Raw genomic sequence first — 15,630 nt, 5'->3', positions numbered from 1 at the left:
AGAACAGGAAGAGTGAACAGCAGAAAGAGAGGCCAGCGCGCAAAATATGCGCTGTGAACCAGAGAGCAGATGGGAACGGTTCATTACTTTACTCACCTCCAGCGCCTGCGGGCAGCATGCGGAAACGGAGCGGAAAAAAATCAGACACGGTATCTGATCGTGCAACGCCTGACGGCGTCCTGGCATCAATAGCGGCGTTTTATACCGCCAGCCGGGTAAAATTGCAAAATCTTTGTCCCCGCCCTGCGCGCGCTGTCAGCAAAAGCTTCCAGTAAGCCGCTTTTTGAAACAAACCGAATCAGAAAAAGCTCTGGTAAAATGCACATCGGGTAACCTAAAATAGCCGTCCAGATGGTTTTCCATCTAAACTGAATAAGTTCCAGGCGGTGTGAGCCTGGCGTGCTGACACTCCCTGCTGCTCGTGGCTTTGCCTGAAGGGGCGCTAAGCAGGTTTTTCACTGGCGCTATGCAGTCGAATTCAACCCATTTCTAAGGTAAAGAACAGAATGGCTAAACACCTTTTTACATCTGAGTCCGTATCAGAAGGACATCCTGATAAGATCGCTGACCAAATTTCCGATGCCGTGCTGGATGCCATCCTCGAACAGGATCCGAAAGCGCGCGTGGCCTGCGAAACTTACGTCAAAACCGGTATGGTACTGGTAGGCGGTGAAATCACCACCAGCGCCTGGGTCGATATTGAAGAGATCACCCGCAATACCGTACGTGAGATCGGCTATGTTCATTCTGATATGGGCTTTGATGCCAACTCCTGCGCCGTACTGAGCGCCATTGGCAAGCAGTCACCTGATATTAATCAGGGCGTAGATCGTACCGATCCGCTGGAGCAGGGTGCGGGCGATCAGGGTCTGATGTTTGGTTACGCAACTAACGAAACAGATGTGCTTATGCCTGCGCCGGTTACCTATGCGCACCGTCTGGTGCAGCGTCAGGCTGAAGTGCGTAAAAATGGCACGCTGTCCTGGCTGCGCCCGGACGCCAAAAGCCAGATCACCTTCCAGTATGATGGTGGCAAGATTGTTGGCATCGACGCTGTCGTGCTCTCAACCCAGCATTCAGAAGAGGTTTCTCAGGCCGATCTGCGTGAAGCGGTGATGGAAGAGATCATTAAGCCGGTGCTGCCTGCTGAGTGGATCAACGCCAGCACTAAATACCATATCAATCCGACCGGTCGCTTTGTTATTGGCGGCCCGATGGGTGACTGTGGCCTGACCGGCCGTAAAATCATCGTTGATACCTACGGCGGCATGGCTCGTCACGGTGGCGGTGCTTTCTCCGGTAAAGATCCATCAAAAGTTGACCGCTCTGCAGCCTACGCCGCGCGCTATGTGGCAAAAAACATTGTTGCTGCCGGCCTGGCCGATCGCTGCGAGATTCAGGTTTCCTACGCTATCGGCGTGGCAGAGCCAACGTCGATCATGGTAGAAACCTTTGGCACTGAGAAAGTACCGACCGAACAGCTGACGCTGCTGGTTCGTGAATTCTTTGACCTGCGCCCTTACGGTCTGATTCAGATGATGGATCTGCTGAAACCTATCTATAAAGAGACCGCCGCCTACGGTCACTTTGGCCGCGAACACTTCCCGTGGGAGCAGACGGATAAAGCCGCCCTGCTGCGCGAAGCCGCTGGCCTGTAAGCGCAGAGTATTCTGTTTAATAGCCCGCTCTGTGCGGGCTTTTTTATGCCTGAACGTACCCCACCGCTCTGATTTCGTAACTCATCCGGACCAGGGGTGGGTCATGTGTAACCACAGGGGCGGCATTTATGCCGCCCTGGTTACGTACATCATCTGAACCAGGGGCGCATTAATGCGCCCCCTGGGTGCCGTGCCGTTAATCGCCCTGCGTGCTCCCTGCCGGGTGAAATCCTGCGGCATAGCTGGCTTCAGGCTTTCCCGGGCATAAAATTTTTCACTGGCTACACTCTTATCACCGCTGTGATAACAAAGTGTTAACGATTACATTCTAAAACTCTTTTTTAATCTGTAATTTAGAGATTTTTCAGCGTAGTCATCACTCTGAAAATGCGTTATTTTCAGCGTCGTCTGATAGGCAATATTTAAAGCGATGTCAGAAACTTGAAGGGTGCTATACCTTACTGGCGAAGAGACTGTTCCGGGCAAAAAATGCTGGATTACAGGGTTTCGGCGTGTGTAAGCGGTTACATTCGTGTGATCGCGCTCACTTTTTATCGTGTACAGGTCTCTTAGCATTAATAAAAAACAAGACAAATAACTTTCGGAGGCTTTATGCCTGGTAATACTCACAAAAGCAGAACCTCAAACAAGGCGATGACCCTGTTTGTCTGCTTTCTGGCGGCGTTAGCCGGCCTGCTGTTCGGGCTGGATATCGGTGTCATCGCAGGTGCCCTGCCCTTTATCGCTAAAGATTTCAACGTTACTGCTCACCAGCAGGAGTGGATTGTCAGCTCGATGATGTTTGGCGCGGCGGTCGGTGCAATCGGCAGCGGCTGGATGTCATCACACCTGGGTCGTAAAAAGAGCCTGATGGCCGGCTCTGTGCTGTTTGTTATCGGTTCGCTGTGGTCAGCTATGGCGCCAAACCCGGAGATGCTGATTGCTGCCCGCGTAGTACTGGGCCTGGCAGTTGGCGTGGCTTCTTATACTGCCCCGCTCTATCTCTCTGAAATTGCACCAGAGAAAATCCGCGGCAGTATGATTTCGCTCTATCAGCTGATGATCACCATCGGTATTCTGGGCGCCTACCTCTCTGATACCGCGTTCAGCGCATCCGGAGAGTGGCGCTGGATGCTGGGCGTGATCACTATCCCTGCGATTCTGCTGCTGGTTGGCGTCTTCTTCCTGCCAAACAGCCCGCGCTGGCTGGCTGCGAAAGGTAACTTCCGCGATGCGCAGCGCGTGCTGGATCGCCTGCGCGACACCAGCGAACAGGCAAAACGTGAGCTGGATGAGATCCGTGAGAGCCTGAAAGTAAAACAGTCTGGCTGGCAGCTGTTTCAGGGCAACAGCAACTTCCGTCGTGCGGTGTTCCTCGGCGTGCTGCTGCAGGTGATGCAGCAGTTCACCGGCATGAACGTCATTATGTATTACGCGCCGAAAATTTTTGAAATTGCCGGCTTCGCCAACACCACGCAGCAGATGTGGGGTACGGTGATTGTTGGTCTGGTCAACGTTCTGGCGACCTTTATCGCTATCGGTCTGGTCGATCGCTGGGGCCGTAAACCGACGCTGGTGCTGGGCTTTATGGTTATGGCGGCCGGTATGGGCGTTCTCGGCACCATGCTGCACCTGGGCATCCACTCTCAGGGCGCACAGTACTTCGCCGTGGCGATGCTGCTGATGTTTATCATCGGCTTTGCCATGTCAGCCGGCCCGCTGATCTGGGTGCTTTGCTCTGAAATTCAGCCGCTGAAAGGGCGCGATTTCGGGATTACCGTCTCGACCACCACGAACTGGATCGCCAACATGATCGTGGGCGCTACCTTCCTGACCATGCTGAACACGCTGGGCAACGCGCCGACCTTCTGGGTCTATGCCGGCCTGAACCTGCTCTTCATTGTGCTGACGCTGGTGCTGATCCCGGAGACCAAAAACGTCTCGCTGGAGCACATTGAGCGTAACCTGATGGCAGGTAAAAAACTGCGCGACATCGGTCAGCAGTAATGTTTTACTGAGTGACAAGGGCTGCCTGCGGGCGGCCCTTTTTTATGGGCGCGACTGCCCGCTGCCGCGCCAGCGCAGCGTATGGTATGCTGCCCGCCATGAAAACGACCCGCGTACCTGTCGCCTGTCAGCAGGCGGTCATGCGATCGCTGCGGCACTTTTTGCAGCTCGCCGCACAGCGCCTTGAATGCACCTTTGATGAACCCGCACTGCTCTACCAGCAGCGCGGCACTGCCGCAGGTACCGCCTGGCTGGAGAAGTGGGAGATCCGGCTGAATCCGGTGCTGCTGCAGGAGAATCTGCAGGCGTTCACCGACGAAGTGGTGCCGCATGAACTGGCGCACCTGCTGGTGTGGAAGCGCTTCGGGCGCGTTGCGCCGCACGGCAAAGAGTGGAAGTGGATGATGGAGACGGTGCTCGGCGTGCCGGCACGCCGTACTCATCAGTTTGCCCTGAACTCGGTGCGCACCAACACCTTCACCTATCGCTGCAGCTGTCAGCAGCATCAGCTGACCGTGCGCCGGCATAATCGCGTGCTGCGCGGAGAAAGTGAATATCGCTGCGTTCGCTGTGGTTCACTGCTGCAGCCCGGCGAATTCAGCAGCATATAGCGCGCTAATCCCATTTCCCCGCTCCGGTCATTCTGCTACCCTGCCGCCCTTTTTTGGGTATCGGGTAAATTTCTGGAATATGTCTCGCAAAACGCTGTTACTTCTTCCTCTGCTGCTGGCACCGCTTAGCGCGTACAGCCTCAGCTTCTCTTCGTTTCATCAGAATAATTTTCGCCAGGCAAAAGTGGTTGCATCGCAAATCAACGCGGATGCGCCCGATTTCTACTGCGGCTGCACGATCAGCTGGCAGGGAAAAAAAGGCGTGCCCGATCTTAAAAGCTGCGGCTATAGCGTACGAAAAAATGCCAACCGCGCCGGGCGCATTGAATGGGAACATGTGGTTCCGGCGTGGGAATTTGGCCATCAGCGCCAGTGCTGGCAGGAGGGAGGGCGAAAAAACTGCGCCAAAGATCCGGTCTATCGCCGTATAGAGAGCGATCTGCATAATCTTCAGCCCGCTATCGGCGAGGTTAACGGCGATCGAAACAATTTCCAGTACAGCCAGTGGAACGGCGGCGAGCAGCCTTACGGGCAGTGCGCGATGAAAGTGGACTTCAAACAGAAGCTGGCTGAACCGCCGGCCCGCGCGCGCGGCGCCATTGCACGCACCTACTTTTACATGCGCGATCGCTATCAGCTGCGCCTCTCCCGCCAGCAGACTCAGCTGTTCAGCGCCTGGGATAAGCTCTATCCGGTCAGCGTCTGGGAGTGCGAGCGCGACAGCCGTATTGCTCAGGTGCAGGGAAATCACAACCCGTATGTACAGCGCGCTTGCCAGCGCTAAAAGCGCTACCCTAAACTAGCTTATTATTTTTGCGCCGCATCACGGGATGCGGCAATAACGCTGGCAGGAACCGCATGCGTATACCCCGCATTTATCACCCCGAACCGCTCTCTGTTGACAGTGAAATCTTTCTTGAAGATGACGCGGCTAACCACGTTGGCCGCGTGCTGCGCATGGGCGCCGGGCAGATGCTTGAACTGTTTGATGGCACTAATCTGACTTTTAACGCCGAAATCACCCAGGCGGATAAAAAGCGTGTAAAAGTAAGGGTTCTTAGCGGTCAGCCTGATGACCGGGAATCCCCCTTGCATTTACATCTGGGTCAGGTGATGTCGCGTGGTGAAAAAATGGAATTCACCATCCAGAAATCGATAGAGCTGGGCGTAAACGTGATTACGCCCTTGTTTTCTGAGCGCTGCGGCGTGAAGCTGGATGCAGAAAGGCTGGCAAAGAAGATCCAGCAGTGGCAGAAGATTGCTATCGCCGCCTGCGAGCAGTGTGGCCGCAACCGCGTACCGCTGATTCGTGACGCGATGACGCTGGAAGCCTGGTGTGCCGAAGCTGATGAGGGCATCAGGCTGAATCTTCATCCACGCGCCAGCCACAGCATCAACACCCTGCCGCAACCGGTTGAGCGGGTGCGGCTGCTGATTGGCCCTGAAGGGGGATTATCTGCTGAGGAGATCGCCATGACGGCGCAGCAGGGCTTTACGGATATATTACTGGGGCCGCGCGTGCTGCGCACGGAAACCACTGCCCTCACCGCTATAACGGCACTTCAGGTGAGGTTTGGCGATCTCGGTTAAGGGATAATTCGGGCCGTAAAAGAGACGCAGACTACTACACAGCACGACGCTTTCGCATAGAAGGACGTCGCTGATATCCCCTCTGAGGAGAGAATAATGATTAAGCTTGGCATTGTGATGGACCCGATTTCGTCTATCAATATTAAAAAAGACACCAGCTTCGCCATGTTGCTGGAGGCACAGCGTCGTGGCTACGAAATTCATTACATGGAGATGGGCGACCTCTCTCTGCGCGGCGGCGTGACCTACGCCCGTACGCGTCTGCTGAGCGTGGAGCAGAATGCTTCGCAGTGGTATGAGTTTGGCAGCGAGCAGACTATCCCGCTGGCCGATCTCAACGTTGTGCTGATGCGTAAAGATCCACCTTTTGACACCGAGTTTATTTACGCGACCTATCTGCTGGAGCGGGCTGAGGAGCAGGGTACGCTGATTGTGAACAAACCGCAGAGCCTGCGCGATTGTAACGAAAAGCTCTATACTGCATGGTTTGCAGATCTGACGCCGGATACGCTGGTCACGCGTAATAAAGAGCAGCTGCGCGCTTTCTGGCAGGAACATGGTGATGTCATTCTGAAGCCGCTTGACGGTATGGGTGGCGCATCCATTTTCCGCGTTAAGCAGGATGACGCAAACTTCGGCGTGATCACAGAAACCCTGACCAACCATGGCCAGTTCTTCTGCATGGCGCAAAATTATCTGCCGGCGATTAAAGAGGGCGATAAGCGCGTCCTGGTCGTCGATGGCGAGCCGGTGCCTTACTGCCTGGCGCGTATTCCACAGGGCGGCGAAACGCGCGGCAATCTTGCAGCCGGTGGTCGCGGCGAAGCGCGCCCGCTTTCTGACAGCGACTGGGAAATTGCACGGCGTGTCGGTCCCACGCTGAAAGCGAAGGGGCTGATTTTTGTTGGCCTGGATATCATCGGTGATAAACTTACTGAAGTGAATGTCACCAGCCCAACCTGCGTACGGGAAATTGAAGCGGCGTTCCCGATTTCAGTTACCGGAATGCTGATGGACGCGATCGAAAAACGTCTGGGCTGAGGACGCAGCCGGAGTGCAAACTCCCTAACCCCTTTGATACCGGCGCTGCCGCACTGGCGCCGGTTCTCTTCGGTAAATGAGTGACAATGAATTTACAGCATCATTTTTTGATAGCGATGCCCTCTCTGCAGGATCCTCTGTTCAAACGCTCTGTTGTCTATATCTGCGAGCATAATGAAGAGGGTGCGATGGGTTTGATTATTAATAAACCGATGGAGAACCTGACGGTAGAGGGTATTCTGAAGAAGCTAAAAATCACTCCGTCAGAGCGCGATCCGTCGATTAAGCTCGATAAACCGGTGTTTGCCGGCGGTCCGCTGGCGGAAGATCGCGGTTTTATTCTGCACTCTGCGCAGCATACTTATGCCTCCAGTATTCGCATCTCAGACAACACCGTGATTACTACCTCGCGCGATGTGCTGGAAGCGATCGGCACTGCTCAGCAGCCGGAGAATGTGCTGGTCGCACTCGGCTACTGCGCCTGGGAAAAAGATCAGCTGGAGAACGAGCTGCTGGAGAACGCCTGGCTTACGACCCCGGCCGACACGCAAATTTTGTTCCAGACGCCGATTGCCGGACGCTGGCGCGAAGCCGCCCGCAGCATGGGTGTCGATATTCATAACATGACCAGCGATGCGGGACACGCCTGATGCAGAATGCAACGCTGCTCGGCTTTGATTTTGGCACCAAAAGCATCGGTGTTGCCGTGGGTCAGCAGCTCACCGGCACCGCACGCCCGCTGACAGCGCTGAAAGCTCAGGAAGGCACGCCAGACTGGAACCTGATTGAGAAACTGCTGAAGGAGTGGCAGCCTGACTACGTGGTGGTCGGCCTGCCGCTGAATATGGACGGCACCGAACAGCCGCTGACTGCACGCGCACGCAAATTTGCCAATCGCCTGCACGGCCGCTTTGGCGTACGCGTTGAGCTGCAGGATGAGCGCCTGAGTACCGTTGAGGCGCGCGCCGATCTCTTTAAGCGCGGCGGCTTTCGTGCACTGCAGAAAGGACAGGTAGACTCACAGTCGGCCGTGATTATTTTGCAGGACTGGTTCGAAACCCACTGACGCTGCAAGCAGCGTAAACGCGATAAAGCGCACTCCGGTCAGCAGGTGTAGCCGATGCCGGGAGCTGACCGGGCGCACAGCTGTAGCATCAGTGCTGCTTCAGCTCCGCTATCCGCTTGCCTGGTCAATAATGCCCTCCGCGCGGCGTGCCTGTTCACTTTGCGCAAAGGTCTGCATGCCATGCTGCGCACCGGTCTGCAGCACGCCCGGCAGCTGATGTCCTTTGCCTTCACGGATCAGGCTGGCTACCGCAGGCGTGGCGATCAGCACCTCATACAGCGCAACACGTCCGCCCGCTTTCGCCGCCACCAGCCGCTGCGCCACTACCGCTTTCAGGCTGCCCGCCAGCTGCGTGCGCACCAGGTTTTTCTCTTCGGCCGGAAAGACATCAACCAGACGATCAACCGCCTGCGCCGCGCTGCGGGTATGCAGCGTAGCGAGCACCAGATGCCCGGTCTCAGCGGCGGTCAGGGCTAAACGGATCGTCTCACTGTCGCGCAGTTCACCCAGCAGAATAACGTCGGGATCTTCACGCAGCGCCGCTTTCAGCCCGTGCTGAAAAGAGAGGCAGTGCGTCCCCACTTCACGCTGCTGAATCAGCGAACGCTGACTCCGGTGCACAAACTCGATCGGATCCTCCAGAGTGATGATATGCCGCGCCTGCTGCTGGTTCAGCGCCTGTACCAGTGCAGCCAGCGTCGTCGACTTGCCGCTGCCGGTTGCACCGCTAATCAGAACCAGTCCCTCCTGCAGCTGCAGGAGCTGCTGCACGGCAGGCGGCAGGCGCAGCTGCGCCAGCGGCGGGATCGTCTGCGCAATCAGCCGCAGCGCCAGTGATAATCCGTGCCGCTGGGTGAAAAGATTGGCACGCAGCCGTACGCCGCTGCTGAGCGTCAGGGCAAAGTCCGCCTGTCCGGTGACGTCAAGCTCCGACTGCTGCGCAGCGCTGAGAAACCGCGTAGCAAACCTCTCCAGCCACGCAGATGGCAGCGGCAGCTGCTGCGGCACCGGCTCCAGCACGCCCTGCCGCCGCCAGTGCGGTAAATGTCCGCTGCACAGGTGCAGATCGGCGGCGTTATGCTTTACACTAAGGGCCACAATTTCATCTAAATCCATTTATTTCTCCTGACTATGACTTCCATTGAGCACAACTTACATCAGGTACGCGAGCGTATCGCTGCCGCTGCCGTGCGTTGCGGCCGGGCGCCAGAAGAGATTACGTTGCTTGCAGTAAGCAAAACCAAACCTGCGAGCGCTGTCGCAGAAGCGGTTGCCGCCGGGCAGCGCGCGTTTGGCGAAAACTACGTGCAGGAAGGGGTGGAAAAGATTGCGGCGCTGATGACGGAAGGCGATCTGCAGTGGCACTTTATCGGTCCGCTGCAATCCAATAAAAGCCGTCTGGTCGCCGAACATTTTGCCTGGTGTCATACCGTTGATCGCCTGCGTATTGCGCAGCGGCTTAACGACCAGCGTCCGGCGCACCTGCCGCCGCTGAACGTGTTAATTCAGGTAAATATCAGTGACGAAAACAGTAAATCTGGCATCATGCTGGAGGCTGTTCCGGCGCTGGCCGCGGCTATCGCCGCCCTGCCCCGCCTGAGCCTGCGCGGCCTGATGGCGATTCCGGCTCCCGAGCAGGATTATGCACGCCAGCTGGCCGTCTGCCAGCAAATGGCCAGTGCGTTTCATGCGCTGCAGCGCGACTATCCCGCCATTGATACGCTTTCACTGGGCATGAGCGACGATATGGAAGCGGCAATCGCGGCCGGCAGCACTATGGTAAGAATTGGCACCGCCCTGTTTGGCGCGCGGGATTATGCGCGACCTTCACAACAATAACTGAGGAACTCCATGTTAACACTGACGTTTTTAGTCAAAACGCTGATCGATCTCTACGTCATGGTACTGCTGCTGCGTATCTGGATGCAGTGGTCACGCTGCGACTTCTACAATCCGCTGGCGCAGTTTGTGGTGAAGATTACGCAGCCGGTGATCAAACCGCTGCGTCGCGTGCTGCCCGCTATCGGCCCCATCGATACCGCCTCGCTGCTGCTGGCGTTTGTGCTGACCACGCTGAAGTATCCGATTCTGCTGCTGATTCAGGTCGGCGCTTTCTCGGTTGATCCCACCAATCTGCTGGTAGGACTGCTGTCGCTGCTGAAGTCAGCCGGTAATCTGGTGTTCTGGGTCATTATTATCCGCTCGCTGATGAGCTGGATCAGTCAGGGACGCGGGCCGCTGGATCACGTGCTGATACAGCTTACCGAACCGCTGATGGCACCTATTCGCCGTATGCTGCCCGCTATGGGCGGTATCGACTTCTCCGCCATGATTGTCATTCTGGTGCTCTATGCGCTGAATTTCCTTGGCATGGACCTGTTCCCGGGTCTCTGGTATCTGCTGTAATTTGTTAATCTGGAACTGTTATGCAAAAAGTTGTTCTCGCAACCGGTAATCCGGGCAAAGTTCGCGAACTGGCCGATCTGCTCGCTGATTTCGGGCTGGATATCGTGGCGCAAACGGAGCTTGGCGTGGAGTCAGCCGAAGAGACCGGTCTGACCTTCATTGAAAATGCGCTGCTTAAAGCGCGTCACGCGGCGCAGATAACCGGCCTGCCGGCTATCGCGGATGATTCCGGTCTGGCGGTAGATGCGCTGGGCGGCGCGCCCGGCATCTACTCCGCACGCTATGCTGGCGCAGAAGCCAGCGACCAGCAAAATCTGGAGAAGCTGCTGCTGGCGCTGGAAAATGTGCCGGATGGCGCGCGTCAGGCGCAGTTTCACTGTGTGCTGGTCTATGTGCGGCACGCCGCTGACCCGGTACCGCTGGTGTTTCACGGCAGCTGGGCGGGCGAAATTACCCGTACGGCGGCTGGTGAAGGCGGCTTTGGCTACGATCCCATCTTCTTTGTACCGGAAGCGGGTAAAACCGCCGCTGAACTGAGCAAAGAGGATAAGCGTGCCCTCTCCCACCGGGGTAAAGCGTTAACGCTGCTGCTGGACGCGATGCGCAATGGCTGAGTTACCACCGCTGAGCCTCTACATCCATATTCCGTGGTGCGTACAGAAGTGCCCCTACTGCGACTTCAACTCACACGCGCTGAAAGGGGAAGTCCCGCATCTGGAGTATGTGCAGCACCTGCTGCAGGATCTTGAGCAGGACCTGCCTCTGACCGCCGGACGCGAGGTACGCACCATCTTTATTGGCGGCGGCACGCCAAGCCTGCTGAGCAGCCACGCGATGCAGACGCTGATGGATGGCGTACGGGCGCGCCTGCCGCTGGCGGCTGATGCGGAGATCACCATGGAAGCGAATCCCGGCACGGTGGAAGCCGATCGCTTCAGCGGCTATCAGGCTGCGGGGATCAATCGCATTTCCATCGGCGTGCAGAGTTTTAGTCCGCAGAAGCTGGAGCGGCTGGGGCGTATTCATGGACCGCAGGAGGCGAAACGCGCCGCTGAACTGGCCGCCGCGCTCGGGCTGCGCAGTTTTAATCTGGATCTGATGCATGGCCTGCCTGACCAGTCGCTGGAAGAGGCGCTGGACGATCTCCGTCAGGCAATTGCGCTTAACCCGCCGCATCTCTCCTGGTATCAGCTAACCATTGAGCCGAACACGCTGTTTGGTTCCCGACCACCGCAGCTGCCGGATGATGATGCGCTGTGGGATATTTACGAGCAGGGGCACCAGCTGCTGACGGCTGCCGGCTATCAGCAGTATGAAACCTCAGCCTACGCGAAGCCGGGCTATCGTTGTGAGCATAATCTCAACTACTGGCGCTTCGGTGATTATCTCGGTATCGGCTGCGGAGCGCACGGTAAGCTGACGCAGGCGGATGGCCGCATTGTGCGGACGGTCAAAACCCGTCATCCGCGCGGCTTTATGAAGGGCAACTATCTTGATAAGCAACATGAAGTGGCGGACGAAGATAAGCCGTTTGAGTTCTTTATGAACCGGTTCCGCCTGCTGGAAGCGGCGCCGCGCGTGGAGTTTCAGCGTTATACCGGGCTGGATGAACAGACGATCCGCCCGCAGATGGAGCAGGCTATCGCCGCAGGCTATGTTACTGAGAGCGCCAGCGAGTGGCAGATCACCGAGAAAGGCAAACTGTTCCTGAATTCGTTGCTGGAACTGTTTATGTAATCAGAGCGGCCCGGTGGCCGCTCTTTTTTTGCTAGTTAATACTCTTCACCAGCGTTTTACGCTGGTTTTCCAGCGCGATGACCCGGTTGCAGACCTCATGGCCAAAGTTCTGGAAATCGCGCTCCTGGTTGTTCCATTCAGTCTGAATCGACTGCTGCAGACCACCCAGATTGCCCATCAGCGCCTGCAGCGGATTACTGCCGCTGGTCGCCTGCTGCGTGCCCATCTCATTCAGGCTATCCTGCAGTACGCCGCCCAGCGTGCTCTGTACCAGCTTCTGTCCGTCAGCGCGCACCTGGTTTATTGCCTGGTGGTGGAACGTCAGGCCATCCTGGCGCTGCTCAATGATGCGATTCATCTGCTGCTTCAGCTGGCTATCCAGCGTGGTCAGGCGGTTGCGCACATTGCTGTCGCTGCCCAGTTTCTCAACGATCACTTTATCCAGTGCGGCGCGCCCGCGTTCAAGGCGCGTTTTTGCGCCGTTGCTGACCCACGGCAAATCGCGACGCAGCGCGCTCTGGTAATCAATCGCCTGCTGACGTGCCGCGTTATCAACGGTAACCGTTTTGCCGTTAAAGGTGACATCACCCTGTGGGGTCATCGTGAGATTGCCGTTGCTGCCGACAACCTGAACGCTTTGTGGGGTGATCACCACATCATCCTGCGGATTAACGCTGCACTGGTAGTCAGCGTGTGCCTGCGCTGCCGTCAGCAGTAGCGCGGCGAACAGAGCCTTACGAATCATGAGATCTCCTGAATGTGCTGTGCGGGGTGGGTATTGTGCGGCCAATGGCGCGGGCGCCATGAATGGCGCTGCGGCAAATTACATCGCAGGGGGCGCATTAATGCGCCCCTGGCGCAGTGCAGTACAGGGCGCGCAGAAATGCGCACCTGGCGCAGTGCAGTACAGGGCGCGCAGAAATGCGCACCCGAATGTCGCACTACAACTTAGTCCCACCAGACGTCGAAGAGTTCCGTTATCTGGATATCAGACAATTCACGCCCTTCCAGCCACTTGCGCACCAGTTCACGATGCTCATCGGTGCACTTTCCGGTCTGCTGCATGCAGACCAGGCCTTCCCATACCAGATAACCACTGCCGTCATAAGCCAGACCGTTTGGATCGATCACCTCAGTGATAAACTGATCCAGCGTGGCATCAATCTGCTCTTCGGTGGTTCCCTCGGCAAAACGCCATGCTACGGAGAAACCCAGCTCCTGAAACTCATCAATATGCAGTTTCTTACGTAAACGACGACTGCGCTGTACGGCCATTATTTTACCCTCTCAAACATCAGATCCCACACGCCATGGCCCAGTCGCTGCCCGCGCTGCTCAAATTTAGTCAATGGACGCGTCTCAGGACGCGGCACGTAATCCTGGGTGGCTGACTGATTAACGTAACCCGCTACGCTGTTCATCACCTCCAGCATATGGGTCGCGTAATCTTCCCAGTCGGTGGCCATATGAAACACGCCGCCAAGCTTCAGCTTGCGATGCACCAGTTCAGCAAACGGCGCCTGCACGATACGGCGTTTATTGTGACGCGCTTTGTGCCACGGATCCGGGAAGAAAAGCTGCACCATGCGCAGAGAGTTATCCGGGATCATATGCTCCAGCACTTCTACCGCGTCATGGCACATGACCCGCAGATTCTCTACGCCCGCTTCCTTCGCAGATGCCAGGCAGGCACCTACGCCCGGCGCATGCACTTCAATGCCCAGGAAGTTCTGCTGCGGATTATTTTGCGCCATGGTGACCAGCGAGGCGCCCATACCAAAACCGATCTCCAGCACCAGCGGTGCGTCGCGCCCGAACAGCGCGGTCATGTCCAGCGGCGCGGGCTGATACTCAACGCCCATCACCGGCCAGTATTGATCCAGCGCGAGCTGTTGGCCTTTCGTTAACCGCCCCTGGCGGCGTACGAAGCTGCGGATACGGCGCAGCGGCCGCCCGTTTTCATCAAATTCCGGAGTGATGACGTCATTTATCATGTTGAAGCCTGCTGGTTAGCCTGTTCGGGGAAACGGGCATTATGCAAAGTTAAAGGTCAGAAGCAAGCCTTTGCAATCTTCCGGTTTACACCCCTGACGCTCTGTGCTGCAATTCCTGCCTGATTGTAGAGTAAACACGGAAAATTTCCTTCATATGATGCAGGCGTCGCAATTCGCGCAACAGGTGCTGAAGTGGTATGACCGCTTTGGCCGTAAAACGCTGCCGTGGCAGCTGGAAAAGACGCCCTACAAAGTGTGGCTTTCAGAGGTCATGCTGCAGCAGACGCAGGTTGCCACGGTTATTCCCTATTTTGAACGTTTTATGGCGCGCTTCCCCACCGTGCGCGATCTTGCTGCCGCGCCGCTGGATGAAGTGCTGCATCTCTGGACCGGCCTCGGCTACTATGCGCGGGCGCGCAACCTGCATAAAGCGGCTAAACAGGTCGTGGATCAGCACGGCGGTGAGTTCCCGCCGGACTTCACGGCAATTGCTGCTCTGCCGGGCGTGGGTCGCTCGACCGCCGGGGCGATCCTTTCACTGTCGCTTGGCCTGCATTTTCCGATTCTGGATGGCAACGTCAAACGCGTGCTGGCGCGCTGCTACGCAATCGGTGGCTGGCCTGGCAAAAAAGAGGTCGAAAAGCAGCTGTGGCAGATTAGCGAAGCAGTGACGCCAGCGCAGGGCGTCAGCCAGTTTAATCAGGCGATGATGGATCTCGGAGCGCTGGTCTGCACCCGTTCACGGCCAAAGTGTGAAATCTGCCCGCTTAATAGCGGCTGTGAAGCGTATGCCAGCCAGAGCTGGGCTGACTATCCGGGCAAAAAGCCCAAAGTCACTCTGCCGGTACGCAGCGGCTGGTTTTTGCTGATGCAGGATGGCGATAATGTCTGGCTGGCGCAGCGTCCGCCCACGGGACTGTGGGGCGGCCTTTACTGCTTTCCGCAGTTTAGCAGCGAGGATGCACTGCGGGAGTGGCTGACACAGCACGGTATTAGCGGCAATCTGCAGCAGCTGACGGCATTTCGCCACACCTTTAGCCATTTCCATCTGGATATTGTGCCGATGTGGCTGGCAGAGCCATCCGCCGGGTCGCTGATGGATGAAGCGGGCGGTCTCTGGTATAACTTAGCGCAACCACCGTCAGTGGGCCTTGCTGCCCCGGTAGAGCGTTTACTGCATGAATTACGCCATCCGCAGCAGCTGTCACTGTCATCGCGCGCGATCGAAGAGGAAGAGTAATGAGCCGCACCATTTTTTGTACCTATCTGCAACGTGACGCTGAAGGCCAGGACTTTCAGCTCTATCCCGGCGAGCTGGGCAAGCGCATCTATAATGAGATTTCTAAAGAAGCCTGGCAGCAGTGGATGTCGAAACAGACCATGTTGATCAACGAGAAAAAGCTCAACATGATGAATCCGGAAGATCGCAAAGTGCTGGAAAAGGAGATGGTCAATTTCCTGTTTGAAGGCAAAGATGTGCATATCGAAGGTTTTACCCCGCCAGAAAAATAACCGTTCCG

At 56.8% G+C, this 15,630-nt stretch carries 18 protein-coding genes; 14 read left to right on the top strand and 4 right to left on the bottom strand.

All coding sequences use genetic code 11. The annotated features are described in order from the left end of the window. Window positions 1–506 precede the first annotated feature (506 nt). From metK to ruvX, 8 genes are all read left to right on the top strand, one after another. Window positions 507–1,658 (top strand): methionine adenosyltransferase, encoded by a 1,152-nt coding sequence (gene metK / locus C1Y41_RS10965; RefSeq protein ID WP_071668584.1) that lies wholly within the window; start codon window positions 507–509, stop codon window positions 1,656–1,658. A 612-nt stretch (window positions 1,659–2,270) separates the two neighbouring features. After that, window positions 2,271–3,665: a sugar porter family MFS transporter gene (locus C1Y41_RS10960; RefSeq protein WP_104085457.1), complete on the top strand. Its 1,395-nt coding sequence runs from the start codon at window positions 2,271–2,273 to the stop codon at window positions 3,663–3,665. A gap of 98 nt (window positions 3,666–3,763) precedes the next feature. After that, window positions 3,764–4,276, top strand: coding sequence for a SprT family zinc-dependent metalloprotease (locus C1Y41_RS10955; RefSeq protein ID WP_139239665.1), 513 nt, complete (start codon window positions 3,764–3,766; stop codon window positions 4,274–4,276). 79 nt (window positions 4,277–4,355) lie between these two features. Then, window positions 4,356–5,060, top strand: coding sequence for a deoxyribonuclease I (gene endA / locus C1Y41_RS10950; RefSeq protein ID WP_039380079.1), 705 nt, complete (start codon window positions 4,356–4,358; stop codon window positions 5,058–5,060). 74 nt (window positions 5,061–5,134) lie between these two features. After that, entirely contained in the window at window positions 5,135–5,866 is a 732-nt protein-coding gene (gene rsmE / locus C1Y41_RS10945; protein ID WP_039380081.1) for a 16S rRNA (uracil(1498)-N(3))-methyltransferase, read from the top strand. A gap of 96 nt (window positions 5,867–5,962) precedes the next feature. Further along, window positions 5,963–6,907 (top strand): glutathione synthase, encoded by a 945-nt coding sequence (gene gshB, locus C1Y41_RS10940; protein WP_039380084.1) that lies wholly within the window; start codon window positions 5,963–5,965, stop codon window positions 6,905–6,907. Window positions 6,908–6,993: 86 nt separating this feature from the next. Next, window positions 6,994–7,557, top strand: coding sequence for a YqgE/AlgH family protein (locus tag C1Y41_RS10935; RefSeq protein ID WP_104085456.1), 564 nt, complete (start codon window positions 6,994–6,996; stop codon window positions 7,555–7,557). Next, window positions 7,557–7,973, top strand: coding sequence for a Holliday junction resolvase RuvX (gene ruvX, locus C1Y41_RS10930; protein ID WP_039380089.1), 417 nt, complete (start codon window positions 7,557–7,559; stop codon window positions 7,971–7,973). The genes C1Y41_RS10935 and ruvX overlap by 1 nt, the downstream gene beginning before the upstream one ends. A gap of 108 nt (window positions 7,974–8,081) precedes the next feature. On the opposite strand, the gene C1Y41_RS10925 is transcribed toward ruvX, so the two are convergent. Then, entirely contained in the window at window positions 8,082–9,089 is a 1,008-nt protein-coding gene (locus C1Y41_RS10925; RefSeq protein ID WP_071668588.1) for a type IV pilus twitching motility protein PilT, read from the bottom strand. Window positions 9,090–9,104: 15 nt separating this feature from the next. Between C1Y41_RS10925 and C1Y41_RS10920 the strand changes: the two genes are divergently transcribed. The 4 genes from C1Y41_RS10920 to hemW are packed head-to-tail and all read left to right on the top strand — an operon-like array spanning window position 9,105 to window position 12,116. Further along, the gene (locus tag C1Y41_RS10920) at window positions 9,105–9,812 is read left to right on the top strand and encodes a YggS family pyridoxal phosphate-dependent enzyme (protein ID WP_039380094.1); all 708 of its coding nucleotides are present in this window, start codon (window positions 9,105–9,107) and stop codon (window positions 9,810–9,812) included. A 12-nt stretch (window positions 9,813–9,824) separates the two neighbouring features. Beyond that, a complete protein-coding gene (locus tag C1Y41_RS10915) occupies window positions 9,825–10,379 on the top strand; it encodes a YggT family protein (RefSeq protein WP_039380096.1) in 555 nt (184 codons plus the stop codon). A gap of 20 nt (window positions 10,380–10,399) precedes the next feature. Then, window positions 10,400–10,993 carry an RdgB/HAM1 family non-canonical purine NTP pyrophosphatase gene (gene rdgB / locus C1Y41_RS10910; protein WP_104085455.1) on the top strand — a complete coding sequence of 198 codons (594 nt, stop codon included), beginning with the start codon at window positions 10,400–10,402 and terminating at the stop codon, window positions 10,991–10,993. After that, a complete protein-coding gene (gene hemW, locus C1Y41_RS10905; protein ID WP_104085454.1) occupies window positions 10,986–12,116 on the top strand; it encodes a radical SAM family heme chaperone HemW in 1,131 nt (376 codons plus the stop codon). The genes rdgB and hemW overlap by 8 nt, the downstream gene beginning before the upstream one ends. 31 nt (window positions 12,117–12,147) lie before the next feature. Here the strand turns inward: hemW and C1Y41_RS10900 are convergent, their stop codons facing one another. From C1Y41_RS10900 to trmB, 3 genes are all read right to left on the bottom strand, one after another. Further along, window positions 12,148–12,861, bottom strand: a complete 714-nt coding sequence (locus C1Y41_RS10900; protein ID WP_104085453.1) for a DUF2884 domain-containing protein — start codon at window positions 12,859–12,861, stop codon at window positions 12,148–12,150. Window positions 12,862–13,064: 203 nt separating this feature from the next. Continuing rightward, window positions 13,065–13,391, bottom strand: coding sequence for a YggL family protein (locus C1Y41_RS10895; RefSeq protein ID WP_071668591.1), 327 nt, complete (start codon window positions 13,389–13,391; stop codon window positions 13,065–13,067). Continuing rightward, window positions 13,391–14,110, bottom strand: coding sequence for a tRNA (guanosine(46)-N7)-methyltransferase TrmB (trmB, locus tag C1Y41_RS10890; protein ID WP_039380104.1), 720 nt, complete (start codon window positions 14,108–14,110; stop codon window positions 13,391–13,393). Before trmB ends, C1Y41_RS10895 begins: the two co-directional genes overlap by 1 nt. Before the next feature lie 154 nt (window positions 14,111–14,264). Here trmB and mutY point away from each other — a divergent pair, with 154 nt between their 5' ends. Both mutY and C1Y41_RS10880 read left to right on the top strand, forming a co-directional pair. Beyond that, a complete protein-coding gene (mutY, locus tag C1Y41_RS10885) occupies window positions 14,265–15,350 on the top strand; it encodes an A/G-specific adenine glycosylase (protein WP_071668592.1) in 1,086 nt (361 codons plus the stop codon). Beyond that, a complete protein-coding gene (locus C1Y41_RS10880) occupies window positions 15,350–15,622 on the top strand; it encodes an oxidative damage protection protein (protein WP_039380106.1) in 273 nt (90 codons plus the stop codon). Before mutY ends, C1Y41_RS10880 begins: the two co-directional genes overlap by 1 nt. Window positions 15,623–15,630 lie beyond the last annotated feature (8 nt).

This window comes from Pantoea sp. ICBG 1758, assembly GCF_002928325.1.
Classification (GTDB): Bacteria; Pseudomonadota; Gammaproteobacteria; order Enterobacterales; family Enterobacteriaceae; genus Pantoea; species Pantoea eucrina.
The sequence above is the reverse complement of the archived record's forward strand: the minus strand, read 5'-3'. Positions and strand labels throughout refer to the sequence as shown.